This window comes from Rhodopila sp. (assembly GCF_965277165.1).
Lineage (GTDB): Bacteria > Pseudomonadota > Alphaproteobacteria > Acetobacterales > Acetobacteraceae > Rhodopila.
Map to the genome: position 1 here is coordinate 3,009,165 of NZ_CBDICE010000006.1, position 18,358 is coordinate 3,027,522.

Here is an 18,358-nt window from a genome sequence, read left to right on the forward strand (position 1 = left end):
AAGCTGACTTGTTCACTCGCCGGTTTCTGCCTTGGCCGCGTCGGCGCCTCCCAGCGGCTTCGTTCCAGGGGTGCGTTTTATGAAGACAGCGACCGTGCATTGCTTTTTTGGATCATCGCAAACGTAGTCGCACAGAGTACTGCCGCATCCTGTCATGCAGCTGGTCTTTCCAACGCACTGTGCTTTTACGTCCTGCTGTGTGGTGGTGAGCACGGTCACGGCCCGGGCCTCACCGGCAAGCACACAAAAGGCAACGAAAGCCATGACGAACGCTAATTTGGTAGGTAAAGTCGACATGTTGCGGTCTCCTTTTCGTTCACAAAGGAAACTGCCACGTGGATAACTGTTAGGCTGTGAAGCAATTCACGCTATTTTAAATATAAAGGAACAATTGCGGACGGCCCTGGTAAATCCCACACCAAGCGCGCGAGGGGTCCCTGGACCTTCCAATCCCCTCGTGCTGTCTGTCCTGCAAGGGTGAGGATTTTGCGCGTCGTGCGGCGGCCCCGGCAAGTCCGCACCTCGACCGCAAGGTCCACGTCGCTGTCCTCGCCACGAGCGACAGAACCGAACACTGCGAGATGGCATAAACCGCGGCGTCAAAGTTCCGCCTCTTTTGCCGCAAGCCGCAAGCGGACAGCATCGAACGTACTGGTCGCTATAGTCGATGTCCCGCGTCTTCAAGTACCGATGAAGGATAGCCTTCTTCGCGCCGGTTTTCCAACGCTGCACAAGCTTTCAAAGAATATGGCCCGCTTCTCCTTCCGGCTATCATCGCCGGTTCGCCATCACCGACGGACGCATTTCGCCGCACCGCTCACGGCGGCTCGCCACTGACCGCCTCCGCCGACACAATCCCGTTCGCGCCGGGCGGGTCGGCCCGATCCACCACCGCCGGCGGCAGCACTGGCGCCGCCGCTTTCCGCGGCTGCGGCGGTGGCGGCACCCAGGGGCGGTCGCCCCGCTCGGTCCGGTCGGTCAGGACGCGGGCGCCGGCGTGGTTCAGCCAGATCGCGGCGCTGCCGTAGCGCCATACGGTGAAGCGGTCCACCAGACCGGGCCATGGACGCGGGCACAGGCCCCTGGCTGGTTCAGCGGACACAATAACCGAGGATTGGCCGCAGAATGTCGGGTGGTCGGCACCTTGTGCCAGCAGCACACCGGGCCGGTCCAGATAGGGGCGCAGCAGGCAGGCGCCGGGTTCGCACTGCACGATGGCGCCGTCGGCGACCTGAGTCGGCGTCGGTGGGGCGGTCGTGGCAACGTCCGCCGTAGTCGGCGTCGGTGGGGCGGTCGTGGCGGCGTCCGCCGTGCGGGACCGGCTGGACCGCCGGGATCGTGGCTTGGGCGCGGGGGCGCCCGGGATCGGTTGAAACGACCCGATGCCCCAATACTGTTCCCAGGCATCTCGGGTGAACTTGGAGCCGCCCTGGGTCTGCTGCAGGAAGGCGCCTTGCGGCGTGCGCACCGCGATCAGGCGTGCGTCGCTGGAAATCAGCAGGTCGGGCGGGCGGTCCAGCAGCGGCGAGGCCAAACCCGCGGCCATCACGACCACACCGGCCAGACGGCGACGGGTTTGCCAAAGCCCCAGCCAGGCCAGCCCGATCGAGAAGAGGCCCAATCCCCAGGCCGGGATGTGCGGCACCTGGATCGTCGCCGCTGGCAGCGCCGCGGTCGCCCGAGCGACCCACAGAATGGCCTGGGCGCCCCAGCCCATCGGCAGCAGGGCGATTGCCTCCAGATGCAGCGGCATCAGCAGCAGCGCGATCAGCCCGGCCGGCATCACCCACATCGCGGTCAGCGGCACGGCGATCATGTTGGCCAGCACGAAGTACACCTGAACGTGGCCAAAATGGTAGGCGCCGTAGGGCGCCGAGGCGGTCCCGGCCAGTGCGCTGGTCAGCGCCAGGGCGACCAGATGGGACCCGAGGCGGCGGCGCCAGTCGTGCCCGTGCAGACGCCGCAGCCAAGGCCGCAGCGCCTCGTAGCCGGCGATCAGCGCCAGGACGGCGGAAAAGCTCATTTGGAACGAAACATTCGGCACCTGCTGCGGCGAGATCAGCATCAGCACCGCCGCCGCCAGGCCCAGCCCGCGCAGCGAGAACGGCCGGCGATTGGCCATCAGCGCGACGGTGAACAGGCAGGCCATGACGAAGCTGCGGATGATCGGCAGGTGCATGCCGGTCAGCACCATGTAGGCCGCGCCAGCCGCCAGGGCGCACAAGGCCGCCAGTTGCTTGGTCGGCCAGAACAGGCTTGCCCGCTCGCTGAGCGCCAGGCCGAAGCGGGACAGCGCCAGGGCGAACCCCATGACGATGCCGATATGCAATCCGGCGACCGCGAGCAGATGGGCCAGCCCGGAATCGCGAAACGCCGCATGATCGGCCTCGGGGATTGCCATCGAGGCCCCGGTCAGCAAGGTGACCGAAACCGCCCCGGCGGCGCCGGGAATGACCGCGACCACGCGGGCGCGGATGATCTCGCGCAGTCGCTGGACGAATCGCATCGGTCCGGAGGGGACGGATTGCGCGGTGCGCTCAGCCTTGCCCAGGGCATAACCCGACGCGCCCAGACCGGCATAGAACGCGTCGCGCTGCAGATCCCAGGCGCCGGGGTAGGACGGCGGTGAGGGCGGGCGTACCAGCGCGCGGATCCGCACGGTGTCCCCGGTGCCGAGGTCGCCGTCGTCTTTGTTTTGCAGCCGCAACCGCACCGATCGCCGCAGCGGTTCGGCGGCGCCGTCCAGCCAGGCCGGCTGGATGGTGATCCGGCGTCCCAGCGGCAGCGCCTCGACTGCCTGGATCGTGCCGGTGACGATGGTGGCATGGGTCGGCAGATCGGCCTCGATCGGTGGCGCGCGGGCGGTGGCGAGCTGGCCGGCGGTGAATCCGATGGCGACCGCGGCGATCGGGCCGAATGCCCAGCGCAAGCCGGGCAAGGCGACCGCGATGGCCAGGGTCGGGGCGGCAAAGGCGGCGCCCAGCCAAGGCGCTGGTTCGAACCGCAGGGCGTAGTAGGTCAGCACGCCGACACCCATGAACACCGGCAGCCATACCGCCAGCCTGTCCCGCTCGGCATCGAGCCAGGAGTCCAGCGCGGCTTTAGCGGCGGCGATCGGGGCGGCGGCGATCGGGGTCATGCGAGGCAGCCTACGCAGGCAACCGTCTACAAAGAGTGAACGGGTGTGCCGTTGTGGTCACAGCGCGCCTTGAACGTTGCACCCGGCACGCTCATAGATCGTGCCGATGACCGTGCGCACCCGCTTCGCCCCCAGTCCGACCGGCCCGCTGCATATCGGCGGGGTGCGGACCGCGCTGTTCAACTACCTCTACAGCCGCCATCACGGCGGCGAATTCCTGCTGCGGATCGAGGACACCGACCGCGAGCGCAGCACCGAGGCGGCCACCCAGGGCATCATCGAAAGCCTGGACTGGCTGGACCTGGCGCGTGACGGGCAGACCGTGTTCCAGTCCACCCGCACAGCCCGCCATGCGGAGGTGGCGCGTCAGCTTCTGGCGGCAGGCAGAGCCTACTACTGCTATTGTACGCCGGAGGAACTGAACCGGGAGCGTGAGCAGGCGCGCGCCGAGAAACGGGTCTGGCGCTACGATGGCCGTTGGCGCGAGCGTGATCGCTCGGAGGCGCCGGCCGGCGTTGATCCGGTGATCCGGCTGAAAAGCGAGCGCGACGGCGAAACCGTGCTGGACGACCTGGTGCAGGGTCCGGTTCGGGTCGCCAACGTCGAGCTGGACGACATGATCATCCTGCGCAGCGACGGGTCGCCGATATACAACCACTCGGTGGTGGTGGACGACCATGACATGGCGATCAGCCACGTGATCCGCGGTGACGACCACCTGACGAACACGTTCCGTCAGATTCAGGTGTATCGGGCGATGGGTTGGGAGCTGCCTCGATTCGCCCATATTCCGCTGATCCATGGCGCCGACGGGGCGAAACTTTCGAAGCGGCATGGCGCACAGTTCGCGCTGGAGTTTCGCGAACAGGGGTTCCTGCCGGAGGCGCTGTGCAACTATCTGCTGCGGCTAGGCTGGTCGCATGGCGACCTAGAGGTATTGAGCCGGGAGGAGGCGATCCGGCTGTTCGATATCGTCGATGTCAACCGGGGCCCGTCGCGCATGGACTACGCCAAGCTGACCAACCTGAACGGTATCTACATCCGCCAAGCCGACGACGACCGGCTGACCGAGGTGGTGGTGCGGCTGCTGGATCGGCAGCCCGAGATGGCCCTGGCCGGCGAAGCGGCGGCGCGGATCCGGGCGCTGATGCCGGCGCTGAAGGAACGGGCGAAGACGCTGGTGGAGCTTGCGGATGCCGCGGCGTTCCTGGCGCGCGCCGTGCCGCTGCCGATGCAGCCCAAGGCGGCCGCCGCGCTGAGCCCGGAGGCGCGGCAGATGCTGGGTGCGCTGGGTGTGGCGCTGGAGCAGACGGATTTCTCGGCGGCCGCGCTGGATCTCGCGTTGCGCGGGTTCGCCGAACGCAGCGGACTGAAGCTTGGCGAAGTGGCGCAACCGCTGCGCGCGGCGCTGACCGGCAGCACGGTCAGCCCTGGCATCGACGCGACGCTGGCCGCGCTGGGTCGGGCGGAATCGCTCGCCAGGATTGATGCGGTGTCGCACTAGACGATCTTCGGCATGACTGTGCAGGCTGAAGATCGTCTAGTGTCCCGAGTCCGAAGTTCGCCATATCGGGCGAACATCAGCCTCGCGACACTCGCTCTTTGTTTTCAGGGGCCTGCTGATCCCATCCGTCTGCCGCATAGTGCGGCGAACTTCTGGGGCAGCACACTAGCTCTTTGTATTGTTGCATGATTCACGCGCCTCGCGTGAATAGCGCGTCCTTCGGACCACGCACGTTCCGCCCGGCGCGATCATGCTCAAAGCGGGTTACGAGCTGAGGGTCGCGCGGCGTTAACGGTTTATCAGGACATTTGCGTTACGGGCAGGCTGTTGAGAAGGAGCGGCGCATGCCCAGGCACGATCAAAACGCCATCCGCGCGATGCAGCCGGCGTTGGCCGCGACGGGCTGCCTGCTGGCGGTCGCCGTGGCGGTGAATGCGGTGGTGGCGCTTGCATTTGCGGCGCCGCGGGTTGGGGACATCGTGGCGTTCGCGCCGTCGGCGGCGATGGCGTCGGGCGACGACACCCGCCTGGTCGCGCACCGGCGGGGCCGCGCCGACTGTATCCTGGACGTCGGTGTGCTGCGCCGTTCCGGTGGCAGTCTGGTGGTGGACGCGCAGCTTTTTGGCGATGGCGATGACTTTCGGATACACTGGGCAGGGCCGCGCACAAGCGATGATCCGCGCAATTGCGGCGGCGACGTGGACCTGATCGTCGGCCAGCGGGAGCTGAATCTCCTGGCACTTGCCGCCGGTGGCTGGGGCGTCGGCGGCAGTCAGATGCCGACGATCGTCGACCAGTTCGGCGCGATCGGCAGTTAGCGTTCGCGCCTGGTCGCGGCTTGGGCCGGCGCCGTGGGGGAAGTCGGCGTGGCACGAAATCGAGCAGAGTTCCGCGCCTCTGCGGCCCGATTCTTCGACTGGGTGTTGGTGAAGCGCCCGCTGTGAGGGTTTGGTGCGGCGTTTCGCACCTTTGGCACGCGCGTTGCTTGCCTTCTAGGGCCAAGCAGAAAGCGAGGGTGCTTCATGATCAGACGATCCGTCCTGACCGGCGCCGGCGCCGCAGCCCTTCTCGGTGTGTCCGGTCAGCGGGTGGCGCGCGCCGATACGCTGGACGAGGTCAAGAAGCGCGGGACCCTGACCATAGGCACCGAAGCGGCCTACGTGCCTTACGAGTTCTTCAAGGACGGCAAGATCATCGGCTACGACCCCGACATCGCTGACCTGATGGTGCCGAAAATCGGCGCCAAGGCGCAATTCATCGACACCGCCTGGAGCGGCATCATCCCTGCCCTATACGCCAAGAAGTTCGACTGCATCATCTCCGCCATGACGATCACCAAGGAACGGGCTGAGAAGGTGCTGTTCTCGATGCCTTACGCGGACGCCAGCAACATGATCCTGCTGCGCGCCGATGAGGACCGCATCAAAACCGCCGATGATTTGTCCGGCAAGATCATTGGCGTGCAGCTTGGCAGCGCGGCGGCAGGCATTATCAAAGTATTTGAAGCCAAGCTGAAGGCGGCGGGCAAGCCTGGGTATGCCAGCGTGAAGCAATACGACCACTACCCTGAGGCCTACCAGGATCTATTGAACAAACGGACCGATGCGGTGGTGAATTCACGCTCCACGATGATGGTGGTGATGCGTGACGCGCCGGGCAAGTTCAAGATGATCTCGGGTATTTCCGATATCACCGCGTATTTCGGCATGGCGTTTCGCAAGGACGACACCGCTTTGCGGGATTTCGTCAACAGCCAACTGGCGGCGATGAAGCAGGACGGGACGCTCGGCAAACTGCAGGAAAAGTGGTTCGGCGGCACGATGCAGACGCCGAACACGGTACCCGAAGTCTTGCCCTGAGAGCGCGCCGCCATGGGCGCGTTCGATTGGGGTGTGATCTGGTACGCTGTGCCTTACATGCTGCGGGGCACGGTCGTCACGCTAGAGATTTCGGTCTGCGCGATGGCGCTGGCGTGCCTGGTCGGGCTGATCATGGGGCTGGTCAGCGCGTCGAACATGCGGCTGCCGAAGGCGCTGATCCGGGCGTATGTTTATTTCGTGCGGGGAACGCCGGCGCTGGTGCAGATCTTTCTGGTCTACTTTGCATTGCCGCGCATCGGGTTCGAGCTTTCGTCTTTCTGGAGTGGGGTGGTGGCGCTGGCATTCAACTCGGCCGGCTTTATCGCGGAAATCATGCGGGCCGGGCTGCAGTCGATCGATTCCGGACAGACCGAGGCGGCGCTGTCGATCGGCATGACCGACCGGCAATCGATCCTGTTCATCCTGTTGCCGCAATCGCTGCGCCGGGTCACGCCGCCGCTGACCAACGAACTGATTACACTGGTCAAGAGTTCGTCGCTGCTGTCTGTGATTTCGGTCACCGAACTGACCCGTTCGGCGCAGTTGATCATCGCCGAAAGGTTCGTGCCGTTCGAGTTGTACGCCGCACTGGCGGTTTACTACCTGGTGATCATTTCGGTGTTGTCGTGGGGTTCGGAATACGTCGAGAGGCGGCTGGCATGACCGCGCTGCTGCAGATCCATGGGCTGTCGAAGGTGTTCGGCGATGTTCCGGTGGTCGACCGGGTCGACCTGCGGATGGCGCCGGGCGAGATCGTGATGGTGGTTGGGCCGAGCGGGGCCGGGAAATCGACGCTGTTGCGATGCATTAACAGAATCGAGAGCCCGAGCGAGGGCCGGGTGGTGCTGGATGGCGTTGATATGGCGGGGGAAATGCGCGGCGGCAAAGCGGTACCCGACTCGCCCGCGATCACCGCCCGCAAGCGCCAGCGCATCGGAATGGTGTTTCAGCGGTTCAATCTGTTTGCGCACCTGAGCGCGCTCGACAACGTGGCGATCGGGCCGCGGCGCGTGCTGGGCATGACGGCGGCCGATGCGCGTGGCCTGGCCGCGGAGCAACTCGCCAGGGTTCGGCTGTCCGATCACATGTCGAAACGACCGGCGCAGTTGTCTGGCGGTCAGCAGCAGCGGGTGGCGATCGCCCGGGCGATGGCGATGCGCCCGGTGCTGATGCTGTTCGACGAGCCGACGTCGGCACTGGACCCCGAGCTGGTCGGCGAAGTGCTGGAGGTGATCCGATCACTCGCCGAGCAGGGCATGACGATGCTGGTTGTTACCCATGAAATGCAATTCGCGCGTGAGGTCGGGTCGCGCGTTCTGTTCATGGATAGCGGGCGGGTGCTGGAAGACGCATCGCCGCAGCTTTTCTTCAGCGATCCGCAACACCAACGGGCGCGCGAGTTCCTTCGCCGGATCCACGTCATGACGGCGGCCTGAGGCAGAAAGGAGAGTGGCGATGCAACGACGGGGTTTCCTTGCCGGAGCGGCTACGGCCGCGGCAGTGACCGGGCGCCGGGCTTGGGGGCAGACCCAAGCGGCGCGGCTGTTGCGATACGTGCCGCAGGCCGATCTGACGGTGATCGATCCGGTGCTGACCACCGCCTATATCACCCGCTACCACGCCACGATGGTGTGGGATCAGTTGTATGGCATCGACAGCAAGCTTCAACCGCAGCCGCAGATGGTGGACGGCCACAGTCTTTCGGATGATGGTCGGGTTTGGACCTTCACCCTTCGGGACGGGCTGCGTTTTCATGATGGCGAACCGGTACGCGGGCGGGACTGTGTTGCCTCGATCAAGCGGTGGGCGGCGCGCGACCCGATGGGCCAGGCGCTGCTTGCGCGCGTCGCCGAGCTGACCGCTCCGGACGATCGTCGGTTCATCATCCGGCTGACGCGGCCGTTCAGCCTGGTGCTGAACTGCCTGTCCAAGATCGGGCCGCCGGCGTTGATGGTGATGCCGGAACGATTGGCAGCCACCGATCCGTTCGTTTCGATAAAGGAAGTGATCGGCAGCGGCCCGTTCCGGTTCCTGGCGAATGAACGCGTCGTCGGCAGCAAGGTGGTCTATGCGCGCAATCAGGATTACCAGCCGCGGCAAGGCGGCAAGCCGGATTGGCTGGCTGGACCGAAGATCGTCAATTTCGACCGCGTCGAGTGGGTGGTGATGCCGGATCCCGCCACTGCCGCTGCGGCGCTGGAAAACGCCGAGGTGGACTGGTGGGAAAACCCGCCAAACGACCTGCTGCCGATGCTGGAACGAGATCACACGGTGCGGACCGAGGGTAACGGCCCGCTCGGCACCATCGGAACCGCGATATTCAACCAGTTGCATCCGCCGTTCGACAAACCCGAGGTGCGGCGTATCGTGTTGGAGGCGATGTCTCAAACCGACTTCATGACCGCCGCGGCCGGCACCAATCACAAACTGTGGCGCGATGGCATCGGCATCTTCACACCCGGCACGCCGATGGCCAGCTCCGCGGGTCTGCAGGCCATCAACGGGCCGAAGCGGGATCGCAAGACCCTGAAGCAGGCTCTGCCGGGCGCCGGATACCGCAATGAACGGATCGTTTTCATGGCGTCCAGCGACCAAGCCGTGCAGAACGCCGAGGATGCCGTGGCGCTGGATGTCCTGCAGAAGCTTGGCATCAACGTCGATTATCAAGTCATGGACTGGGGCACGCTGGTGCAGCGGCGCGCCAGCAAGGAACCGCCGGACAAAGGCGGCTGGAACATGTTCATTACCGGCTGGTCCGGGCTGGACATGACCACGCCGATCACCAACCAGACCTTGCGATCGAACGGCGCGAAGGCCTGGTTCGGCTGGCCCGACCTGCCGCCGGTTCAGACGTTGATCGAGGCCTGGCTGGAGGCGCCCGACGTGCCCGCGCAACAACGAATCGCTAGGGAGATCCAAGGCAAGGCGCTGGAGCTGGTGCCGTACATCCCAACCGGCCAGTATTTCTCGCGGACCGCCTGTCGGCACGACATCACTGGCATCATTCCGGGGCAATTCGTGTTCTGGAACGTGCGCCGGACCTGATTGCACAACGCGTCCATGGCAGCAGCGTCGGTAGTTCAGCGCATCCAGCAGGGCCGCGACCGACGACCCGTCGATCAGTCTGATCCACTCGCGGAGTTGAAGTCGCTCCGACGCATCCACTTGATCTTCGTTGAATTTGCCGGCAATCGAAGGGCAAACTTTCCATTCGCGTCAGCAAGCTTCAGCAATTCATATTCGGCGTGCTCTTGGTCAGTCATCTCGCCATGATACCTGCTTGCGACAATGGAACAAAAAGTCAGTGCCCATGCATTTACCCCGCTCATCAAACACCGGATCGCCGACGCCGGCAAAGGAAAACCCGCGCGCCAGCAAGAATTGCACAACGTCGTCCGCCAACGCCTGATCGACATAGAACGAATCGAATGCCACCTCGACAAACACAAAATCGATCGCTTTGAGTAACGTATTGCAGGATTGCAGTGCCAGCAGTTCGTAGCCCTGCACGTCGAGCTTGAGCATGGCTGGACGCGCCAGATCAGTCACGCTCAGCATGTCATCCAGCCGACACACCTCGACTTGTTCGGTGCCAACGTTTTCACTGGCTTGCCGATTGGGCAGCAATGACGATCCATCATCGCTGTGGCCGACGTACATGGTAATGCCGGAGGTCGGCTCGGGGCCGATCGCACAATTATATAAGGTGGTGCGGCGGTCGTCGGCAAACAGTCGGCGGAACCGTCCAGCCGGGCGGGACAACGGTTCGAACGCGTAGATCAGCGCTTTCGGATATAGACCGCGCATCAATAGCGAGAACTGGCCGATATTCGCCCCCACGTCGATCAGCGTTGCCACGTGGCCGACACCATGCATAAGCGTCAGGTGCTCAATCGATGCCGCTACCCCATGCCGTAAACCGTGGCGAAACTGCGGGGTGGGTAACAGGTGCAGCAATTTTCGCAGTTGTCTTACGCGGTTCGGAAGACCCGCCCGGTTCGGCCTGGTCGACGTTCGTGCGGGAAGGACCTTTGACGAAGCGATCGTCATTTTAAGGACTGTCTCCTGCGCGGGGTACAAGGCTTTACGATCGCGATCAGCAAAAATTCGTCACGCGTTATTGACGGTGCGATCATCGGCGCACCCGAGGCTGCCGCTGCCGGGGATCGCCATCACCGCCTCGGATCTGCCAGCCATGACCGGGTATCCCGGTAACGGCCTGGAAGGCTTTCGGTTTCTCGGCTATCCCGTATAAAGGGTCTTATCAACCGGGACTACACCCACAGTCAGCCACTATTAAGTTTGTGGACAATCGACCCCGGCAACCCGATCGATCACGATGCGCCGGTGACCTTTTCGGACAGCGACGCCGCCTTGCGCACGAAGTCCAGCGGGCCGGAGAAGTCGAACGCGTTATAGACCGCGGCGAGGTGGTTGAAATGCGGCGCCTGGGCGAATTGTACGAAGGTCAGGCGATGCCCGGCGTAGTCGGAATTCAGCAGATCGCGCGCGAACGCCAGAAGTTTACGCCGGTCCTCTGCCTCCCACTGTTCGTTCAGACCGTAGAATTTCGCCAGCCAGTCCTTGGTGCCGTCGGCTTGGAACGCAGCGGCGCTGGGGGTGACGCAGATCTGGCCGCCACATAATTCGCGGGCGATATGCATCATCTGCGGCAGGTTCGAGCAGGCGAAGACACGGCCGGCGTAGAGCATCGACTGGTGCGGCATCAGCAAGCCGGCCGGGCTGCGCTGCGCCAGGGCGATTGCGCTGGTCAGATGGGCGTTTATGCCTTCCCGGTAACAGACGAGGTCGGCGAGTTTCTCGCGTACCGCCTGCAACTTGTCGAGGCCGGTCTGTCTGGCGTTCCACATCGCCGCGCCGATCATCATGTCGGCCATGTATTGGATGCGCAGAACGTAGGGGAACGCGGAATAGCGATGCAGCGTGGCGCGGACGTGCTGGGCGGCGCGGGTGTGGCGGTAGAAGAACACATCCTCCCACGGGATCAGCACGTCATCGAGCACCATCAGCACGTCGACTTCATCGAACCGATTGGCCAGCGGATAATCCGCGACGCTGCCTCTGGCGGCGAACCCTGATCGGCAGATGTGCTTCACGCCGGGCGCGCCCATCTTGACGATGCAGCCCACCGCGTAGTCGGACAGTTTTTCGTTGCTCCAGGCGCCGACCGTGGGTTTCAGGAAGGCCTGATCGGCGTAGGCGGCGGCGGTTTCGTATTTGGCGCCGCGGATGATGATTCCCGAGTCCGTTTCTTTAACGACATGGACCATCATGTCGGGGTCCTGCTCTTGCGGCGGCAGCGACCGGTCGCCCTTCGGGTCGGTATTGGCGGAGACGTGGAACACGTCGTGCTGGACCACGTCTCGGATATGACGGTCGATGTTGTCGGCGAAGCGCGGATCGATCTCGGCCAGCACGTCGCGGCCATCGAGCAGCGACCACATCTCGCCCACGGTCTCGTCGCCGACCCGGGTGACGACGCCGCCGATGTCGTTGAACACCAGATCCAGCGCGGTGGTCTTGTCGGTCCAGTGCGCGGTCTCCCGCGGCGGCCGCTGAAAGGTCGAGTGTTGGACGCCATTCTCCTGGTAGGTCAGGGCGCCCTGGTAGCAGGGCTCGAATGCCATGTCATACATCCGCGCCTTGACGTCGATGATCGGCTTGAACGCAGGATGCGCGGTGACATCGCTAACGCGTTCGTTGTCGATCCAGACCTCGCGGCCGTCGCGTAGTGCCTGGCGATAGGCTTCAGCGGATCGTATCATCAGCCTGTCCTCCGTCGTGGGTCGGTGGCTTTTTCAGAATTCCCGCAGCGTGTCGCGCAGCATCGTCTTGGTGTAAGCCTTGCGAGCCAGGCCTCGCCGTTGCAAAGCCGGCACGAGGCCTTCGCAGACTTCGGTGATGAAGCGTCGGCTGGTGCGCTGAAACGGGGTGCTGATCAGGAAGCCGTCACCGCCGATCGCCTCCATTGCTTCCCCCATCCGCGCCGCCACGGTATCGGGTGAGCCGATCAGCGGGATACCAGCATCGTAACGTTCTTGCCCGAGCTGGCGCAAGGTTTTTCCCGATCCCCATTGGGCGAACTTATCCAGCGAGCCTTGTTCCCCATTTGTCGTGAGCGGAGGCAACGGCTGGTCGAGATCGAAGCCCGAAAAGTCGATGTCGGTGACCGTGCCGACCGCCGCCAATGCGGCCTCCACGAAGCCGGGTGAGTTGATCATCTGCTGATGACGCGCCTCTGCCTCGGCGTCGGTCTCGCCGAGGATTGGATAGACCAGGAACAGCACCTTCACATCGTCCGGGTTACGCCCGGCGGCAATCGCGTGACGGCGGACGTCGTCCCGGTATGCCTTCATGCCCTCGACACCGTTGCCGACCGCGATGATCGAATCGGCGTGGCGCGCGGCAAAGGCGCGACCGCGCGGCGACCCGCCGGCCTGCACGAAAACCGGCTGGCCTTGCGGGCAGCGAACCGTGTTCAACGGCCCACGGCACTTGAAGAACTGACCTTCGAAATGAACCGGGTGAACCTTGGTATGGTCCGCATAAGTGCCGCTCGCGGCGTCCTTGACGACCGCATCAGGCTCCCACGAACCGAAGAGTTTGCAGACCAGATCGACATATTCATCCGCCATCGCATAGCGCGTCTCGCGCGGCGGCAGTTTGTCCAGGCCGAAATTCTGCGCCGCGATGTCTTCGCCGCTGGTGACGATGTTCCATCCGAACCGGCCACCGCAGATGTGATCCAGCGTCGCGGCCAGGCGCGCCAGCATGAACGGCGGATAGGCCAGCGTGGACATCGTCGCCACCACGCCGAGTTTCGACGTCGCGGCACCGATCATCGCGGCCAGCGGCATCGGATCGTGCTTGGGCACCTGCAGGGCGTATTTCAGCGTCGCGGCGGACGATCCGCCATAGGCCTCGGACACCATGAGGGTGTCCTCCAGCATGATGTAGTCGAAGCAGGCGCGTTCCATTGCCTGCGCCATCTCGACGAAGAACTTGCCGTCCCAGTTGCCGGTGCCTTGCGATACCGGATTGGTCCAGTCGCCTGGCGTGAAGTTGGTGAACCAGCCGAGATGTAGCGGTTTTTGCATCGATTTTTCTCCCACGCGGCCTATGTTCAGCGGTCATGCAAATGCCGTACCCTTCGATCAGGTGGGCTCGATCAGGTGGGCTCGATCAGGTGGGCTCGATCAGGTGGGCTCGATCGGGTTGGGCGCGATGTCGCCGACCACGCGGACCCGCACGCGGCGCGCATCGCCGGGCAGATAGGACAGCGGGATGTCCTCCATTTCGACCAGCTTCAGGCTGTCGGTCGCCGCGCCGGCCGCCTTCGCCCTGGCTTCAGCCTGTTGCCGAGCGGCGGCGATTGCCTGGTCGCGGGTGAGGTTGGAAAAGATCTGGTCGACTTCGCCGCTGGCCTGGGCGATCGCTGCGCCCACCGCGTTTGCGACGGCGTGGTGTTCGACGCGGATCACCTCAGCACAGCCTTCCAGCCGGTCGGGGATCAGGAAGCTGCCGCCGCCGACGGCAAGCAGGCCGATGTCGCCGGCCTCGGTCTTCATGCGGTCGACCGCGTCCGCGATTATTTCGCCGATTTTCGCCAATGTGCACTGGACGGTCGCGCGGGGCAGGTTGGCAACGTGGGCTGGGTTGCCGAGCTCGATGCGGCCGGCGGCGCAGGCGATGTCGGTGGCGGTCAGGGTGTCGCCGCCGAACACCAGGGCTTTTTGCAACAGGCGAAAGCCGACGCTTTGGGGACCAATGCGGTCGGCGGTGATTTCGCTGCCGCCGCCGAGACCAATCGACAGCAGATCGGGCATGCGGAACAGGGTGCGGACGCCGCCTACTTCCACCGCGGCGTTGGCCTCCCGCGGGAAGCCGTCCTTCAGGTAGCCGATGTCGGTTGTGGTGCCGCCGACATCGACCACGACGCCGTTCTGGCGCCCGGACAGGAAGGCTGCCCCGCGCATGCTGTTAGTCGGGCCGGAGGCGAAGCTGAACACCGGGAAACGGCCCGCGGTTTCGGCCCGCATGATGGTGCCGTCGTTCTGCGTCAGGAACAGCGGCGCGGTGATGGCGCTGCCGCGTAGGGCCTGAGTGAACGCGGCCACCGTGGTGCGTGCCAGGTTCTGCAGGCAGGCGTTCAATAGTGTAACGTTTTCACGTTCCAGCAGGCCGATGCGGCCGAGGTCGTGCGACAGGGTGATATCGGCGTCGGGCATTTCCTCGGTGAGGATTCGTTCCGCTTCCTGCTCACATTCGGCGGTCAGTGGCGAGAAGATGCTGGTGACGCCGACCGCGGTCAGGCCGGCGTCGGCCATGCGCCTGGCGGCGTCACGGATCGCGCCTGTGTCCAGCGGCACGATCGGCCGGCCGTCATATTCGTGGCCGCCGGCGACCATGTGGACCTGGCCGCGGACGATGCGGGCAAGGTCTTCCGGCCAGTCGATGAAGGGGGGCAGGCTGGCGCTGGCGGGCAGGCCGATGCGAAGCGCGCCGACCGGCTGCAGGGCGCGCCGCTCGATCACGGCGTTGGTGAAATGGGTGGTGCCGATCACCACCGCGGCGATCGTGGCCGGATCGACCGCGGTGCGCGACAGCAGTTCGTCCAGCGCGGTGCGCACGCCGTCGAGCACGTCGGCGGTGGTCGGGGTCTTGATCGCGCCCAGCACACGGGCGCCGTCGATCAGGACGGCGTCGGTGTTGGTGCCGCCGACGTCGATGCCGATGCGCGTCACGGGCTTTGCTCCGCGGCATCGAAGACGCTGATGTAGTCGGTGTCGTGGCCGAACGCGCGGGGGCCGACATGGGCGATGCCTTTTGGCGTCCGCAGGATGGGGGGCGCGGGCAGCGCGATCACGCTGACGCGCTGGCCGTAGCGCAGGCTCTCGGTGCCGATCGCCTCGCCGGACACGCTGTCGAGCAGGCAGATCAGGTCCGGCGTCGTCACGATCACTCGGCCGTCGCGCCAGCCGATGGCGTACTCGTTCTGGAACGCGACCTCGAAGCCGGCGCCGCGGTCATCGTCGATGCCGTCGATTTTGGCGGTGCCGCGCAGGAAGCCCTCGGTGGCGCGGCGCTGCACGTCGGCGATCTTGCCGCGGAACAGATGTTTGCCGGCGCCGGCGGCGACGGTGGCGGCGACGGGGTCTTCGTGGGCGTGGCGGGCGCGGCGCACTTCGCGACCGAGGTCGATCGCCTTGGTCGTGGTATGGAGGATGGCGTGGGCCTTGACCTCGTCGCCGGTGCGAGGGGCTTTGCAGGTGGCGGCGATGGAGCCGACCTCGGTGCAGGCCTTGCGGCTGATCCGCTCCATCCATTTCCAACTGGCGGCGCGGGCGATGATGACCTCGTTGTCGCGGATGTCGGCGAGGGTCAGCGGGAACATCGGCAGGTCGGCGATGGCGAAGCTGGTCATCTGGGCTTCGGGGTAGGCGCGGCCCATGGCATCGGCATCGACCACCGGCAAGCCGGTCATGGCAGCGACCAGCAGTGGCTGGAAGGCGTTGCCGCCACCGATTTCAACCGACATGACGGCGGTGAAGCGGCGGCCCAGGTAGTCCTCCATCATCCGCACCGGCTTGGCGGCGAAGGCCGGATCGGACAACCGTTCCTGGCCGACCAGCGGGGCGCCCATGTTGGATACGACGGCGATCAGGGCGTCATCGGCCAGGTCGGCGGGGTCCATCAGGCTGACGCGGATGCCGTCGGCGTAGAGTTTGCGCATGTTGAGGTAGGACAGGTACGGCGACCCGCCGCCGCCGGTGCCGAGGATCCAGGCGCCGGTGGCCAGTGGTTCCAACTCGTCCCGTTCGATCTGCCGCATCCGCCGGTCCTGCACCGATTGCGTCGGGCAGGTTATCGGCCGATCGAGGCGAGGGCGAGTCGGCTATCCAGCGGCGGGGTTTGCGACACCGGCACCGACCACAGATCGACTTCCGCCCGGCCCGCGCGAAGTTTCTTGACCTCGGCGTATTCCGGTGAGCTCCAGAAACGGTGGATTGCGTCGATCGTGGGAAATTCGAAAACCACCAGGTCGTCGTCAGCCGTGATCGGTGGCGATCCAGGCTCGGATGATGCTCAGCGTGGTATCCGGGTGGCGGTCCACCAACTGGGTGACCTTGCGGATCGAGGAGGCCCGCATCTGGCCGTGAATGTTGCTCATTATCACGGTGTCATCCTCCTCGACACCCTGCGCGGCTTGGGCAGCCAGCGCGGCCTGCGACCCGGAGTGACCGATGCCCAGCGCGGCCGCTGCTGGCGGCAGGATGGTGCCGGCGGGGCCGACGGCCGCGAGTTCCCCGGCTGCTGGGCCGGCAAGGGCCAGGCCGGTGGCGGGTTTGTTCAGCGCGGCGAAGATCGACCGTGCGGTCAGGATGATGATCCCGAAGCCGACCACCCCGAAAGCGATCATCTGCACGAAGGTGATCAGGTCGGCGTTGTTCTTGCTGGTTTTGGGCGGAGGCGTCGCCTCGGCCACGTCCTGGGTGGCGACAAACGGCATGCTGACCACGTCCAGACGGTCGCCGCGCTTGGCGTCGAAACCGATCGCGCTTTTCACCAGCTTGTCGATCTGATCCAGATCGGCCTGGTCGCGCGGCTTCCAGGTGTGCTTGCCGTCGGCGCCGACGGTGTCGATGCCATCCACCATCACTGCCAGGCTGATACGCTCGACCTGAGGCTGATCGTGCACGATCGCCCGTACCGTCTTGCCGATTTCGTAATTCGTGGTCTCTTCCTGACGGCCTTCCTGGGTGCCGGTGACGGGGGCGCCGGCGTCGGCATTCGGCAGGTTGTTCTGCACCGACACCGGGCCGGTCTTGTCGGTGGTCTTGTTGTTCGACGTCACATTCTGGGTGCTGCGGACCACCGACCCGTCGGGGTCGTATTTTTCCTGCGTCTCGTTCACCTTGTCGAAGTTCATCTGGATGGTGGCTTCGGCGTGCACGTGGCCGGGGCCGAGCGTACGTTCCAACATCAACTCGACCGCCTGGGACACCCTGGCCTCGGTGCGCTGGCGGATCTGCTCCTCATTGGCGGTCTTCGAGCGCTGGTCATTGCCGTCGCCGGCCTGGACCAGCAGATGCAGGTTGGAATCCACCACCGTGACGTCCTGCGGGCGTAATCCCGGCACGCCGGCGGCGACCAGGTCGACCACCGATTGCACCGCTTCGTTCGACAAGGACTGGCGTCCCGGAACGGTCAGCATGACGCTGGCCTGGGCGTGCTGGCGGTCGTGCGCGAACGGTTCGCGTCGCGGCAGCACGATGTGCACGCGGGCGTGGAGGATGCCGTGAACCGACACGATGGTGCGTGCCAGTTCGCCTTCCAGCGCGCGGGTCAGCTTCACCTGCTGGTCGAAGTCGGTGACCGCGAGATCGTTGCCGCGATCGAAGATCTCGTAGCCGGTGACCCCGGCAGCGGTATCGCCGCTGGCGGCGAGCAGTGTCCGGGCGGTGGCGAGGTCGCTGTCGGGCACGAAGATCTGGCCGCCTTCGAGCCGAAACGGGATCTTGCGTCCGGTCAGTTCCGCGGTGAGCTGCTGCGCGCTTTGCGCATCGAGGTCGGAGGCCAGGACCGTCATCCGGCCCCGGGTTGGCCCCTGGAGCTCCAGCCAGACGAACGCACCCATGATTCCCAGGGTGACGCCGGCGAGCATGGCGACGCGCACCATGCCAAGCTTCCGAATGCTGTCGATCAGGCCCTTCATGCCGGTGCTCGGATTTCCATCGCCAACCAAAGGGTTAGCGGAAAGAACTTACTGCTTGGTTAACACCGGGGTTGCGTTCGACGCAGTGGTCGGGCTTGGTTGCTGGCTGATCGGGATGA

The 18,358-nt window shown here is 65.0% G+C and carries 15 protein-coding genes; 6 read left to right on the plus strand and 9 right to left on the minus strand.

What is annotated here, in order from left to right; translation table 11 throughout:
• Positions 1-12: 12 nt before the first annotated feature.
• Entirely contained in the window at positions 13-297 is a 285-nt protein-coding gene (locus ACQY4Y_RS25945; protein ID WP_428493443.1) for a hypothetical protein, read from the minus strand.
• A 520-nt stretch (positions 298-817) separates the two neighbouring features.
• Complete coding sequence (locus tag ACQY4Y_RS25950) at positions 818-3,139, minus strand: ComEC/Rec2 family competence protein (protein ID WP_428493444.1); 2,322 nt, start codon at positions 3,137-3,139, stop codon at positions 818-820.
• Between the two features lie 106 nt (positions 3,140-3,245).
• Here ACQY4Y_RS25950 and gltX point away from each other — a divergent pair, with 106 nt between their 5' ends.
• The 6 genes from gltX to ACQY4Y_RS25980 all read left to right on the plus strand — a co-directional run bounded on the left by gltX (position 3,246) and on the right by ACQY4Y_RS25980 (position 9,547).
• Positions 3,246-4,643: a glutamate--tRNA ligase gene (gene gltX / locus ACQY4Y_RS25955; RefSeq protein WP_428493445.1), complete on the plus strand. Its 1,398-nt coding sequence runs from the start codon at positions 3,246-3,248 to the stop codon at positions 4,641-4,643.
• Positions 4,644-4,987: 344 nt separating this feature from the next.
• On the plus strand, positions 4,988-5,461 hold the full coding sequence (locus ACQY4Y_RS25960) for a hypothetical protein (protein WP_428493446.1): 474 nt from the start codon (positions 4,988-4,990) through the stop codon (positions 5,459-5,461).
• A 204-nt stretch (positions 5,462-5,665) separates the two neighbouring features.
• Positions 5,666-6,502, plus strand: coding sequence for a transporter substrate-binding domain-containing protein (locus tag ACQY4Y_RS25965; RefSeq protein WP_428493447.1), 837 nt, complete (start codon positions 5,666-5,668; stop codon positions 6,500-6,502).
• Positions 6,503-6,514: 12 nt separating this feature from the next.
• Complete coding sequence (locus ACQY4Y_RS25970) at positions 6,515-7,165, plus strand: amino acid ABC transporter permease (RefSeq protein ID WP_428493448.1); 651 nt, start codon at positions 6,515-6,517, stop codon at positions 7,163-7,165.
• Entirely contained in the window at positions 7,162-7,938 is a 777-nt protein-coding gene (locus ACQY4Y_RS25975) for an amino acid ABC transporter ATP-binding protein (protein ID WP_428493449.1), read from the plus strand. Before ACQY4Y_RS25970 ends, ACQY4Y_RS25975 begins: the two co-directional genes overlap by 4 nt.
• A 19-nt stretch (positions 7,939-7,957) precedes the next feature.
• Positions 7,958-9,547: an ABC transporter substrate-binding protein gene (locus tag ACQY4Y_RS25980; RefSeq protein ID WP_428493450.1), complete on the plus strand. Its 1,590-nt coding sequence runs from the start codon at positions 7,958-7,960 to the stop codon at positions 9,545-9,547.
• Positions 9,548-9,757: 210 nt separating this feature from the next.
• On the opposite strand, the gene ACQY4Y_RS25985 is transcribed toward ACQY4Y_RS25980, so the two are convergent.
• The 7 genes from ACQY4Y_RS25985 to fliF form a co-directional block, all read right to left on the minus strand.
• Positions 9,758-10,552 carry an FkbM family methyltransferase gene (locus ACQY4Y_RS25985; RefSeq protein ID WP_428493451.1) on the minus strand — a complete coding sequence of 265 codons (795 nt, stop codon included), beginning with the start codon at positions 10,550-10,552 and terminating at the stop codon, positions 9,758-9,760.
• A gap of 284 nt (positions 10,553-10,836) precedes the next feature.
• A complete protein-coding gene (locus ACQY4Y_RS25990; protein ID WP_428493452.1) occupies positions 10,837-12,288 on the minus strand; it encodes a 4-hydroxyphenylacetate 3-hydroxylase family protein in 1,452 nt (483 codons plus the stop codon).
• 33 nt (positions 12,289-12,321) lie between these two features.
• Positions 12,322-13,620, minus strand: coding sequence for an NtaA/DmoA family FMN-dependent monooxygenase (locus tag ACQY4Y_RS25995; RefSeq protein WP_428493453.1), 1,299 nt, complete (start codon positions 13,618-13,620; stop codon positions 12,322-12,324).
• Positions 13,621-13,719: 99 nt separating this feature from the next.
• Positions 13,720-15,267: a hydantoinase/oxoprolinase N-terminal domain-containing protein gene (locus tag ACQY4Y_RS26000; RefSeq protein WP_428493454.1), complete on the minus strand. Its 1,548-nt coding sequence runs from the start codon at positions 15,265-15,267 to the stop codon at positions 13,720-13,722.
• Complete coding sequence (locus ACQY4Y_RS26005; RefSeq protein ID WP_428493455.1) at positions 15,264-16,355, minus strand: DUF917 domain-containing protein; 1,092 nt, start codon at positions 16,353-16,355, stop codon at positions 15,264-15,266. Before ACQY4Y_RS26005 ends, ACQY4Y_RS26000 begins: the two co-directional genes overlap by 4 nt.
• A 32-nt stretch (positions 16,356-16,387) precedes the next feature.
• Positions 16,388-16,561 (minus strand): DUF1330 domain-containing protein, encoded by a 174-nt coding sequence (locus ACQY4Y_RS26010; RefSeq protein ID WP_428493456.1) that lies wholly within the window; start codon positions 16,559-16,561, stop codon positions 16,388-16,390.
• 10 nt (positions 16,562-16,571) lie between these two features.
• Positions 16,572-18,239, minus strand: coding sequence for a flagellar basal-body MS-ring/collar protein FliF (fliF, locus tag ACQY4Y_RS26015; RefSeq protein WP_428493457.1), 1,668 nt, complete (start codon positions 18,237-18,239; stop codon positions 16,572-16,574).
• Positions 18,240-18,358 lie beyond the last annotated feature (119 nt).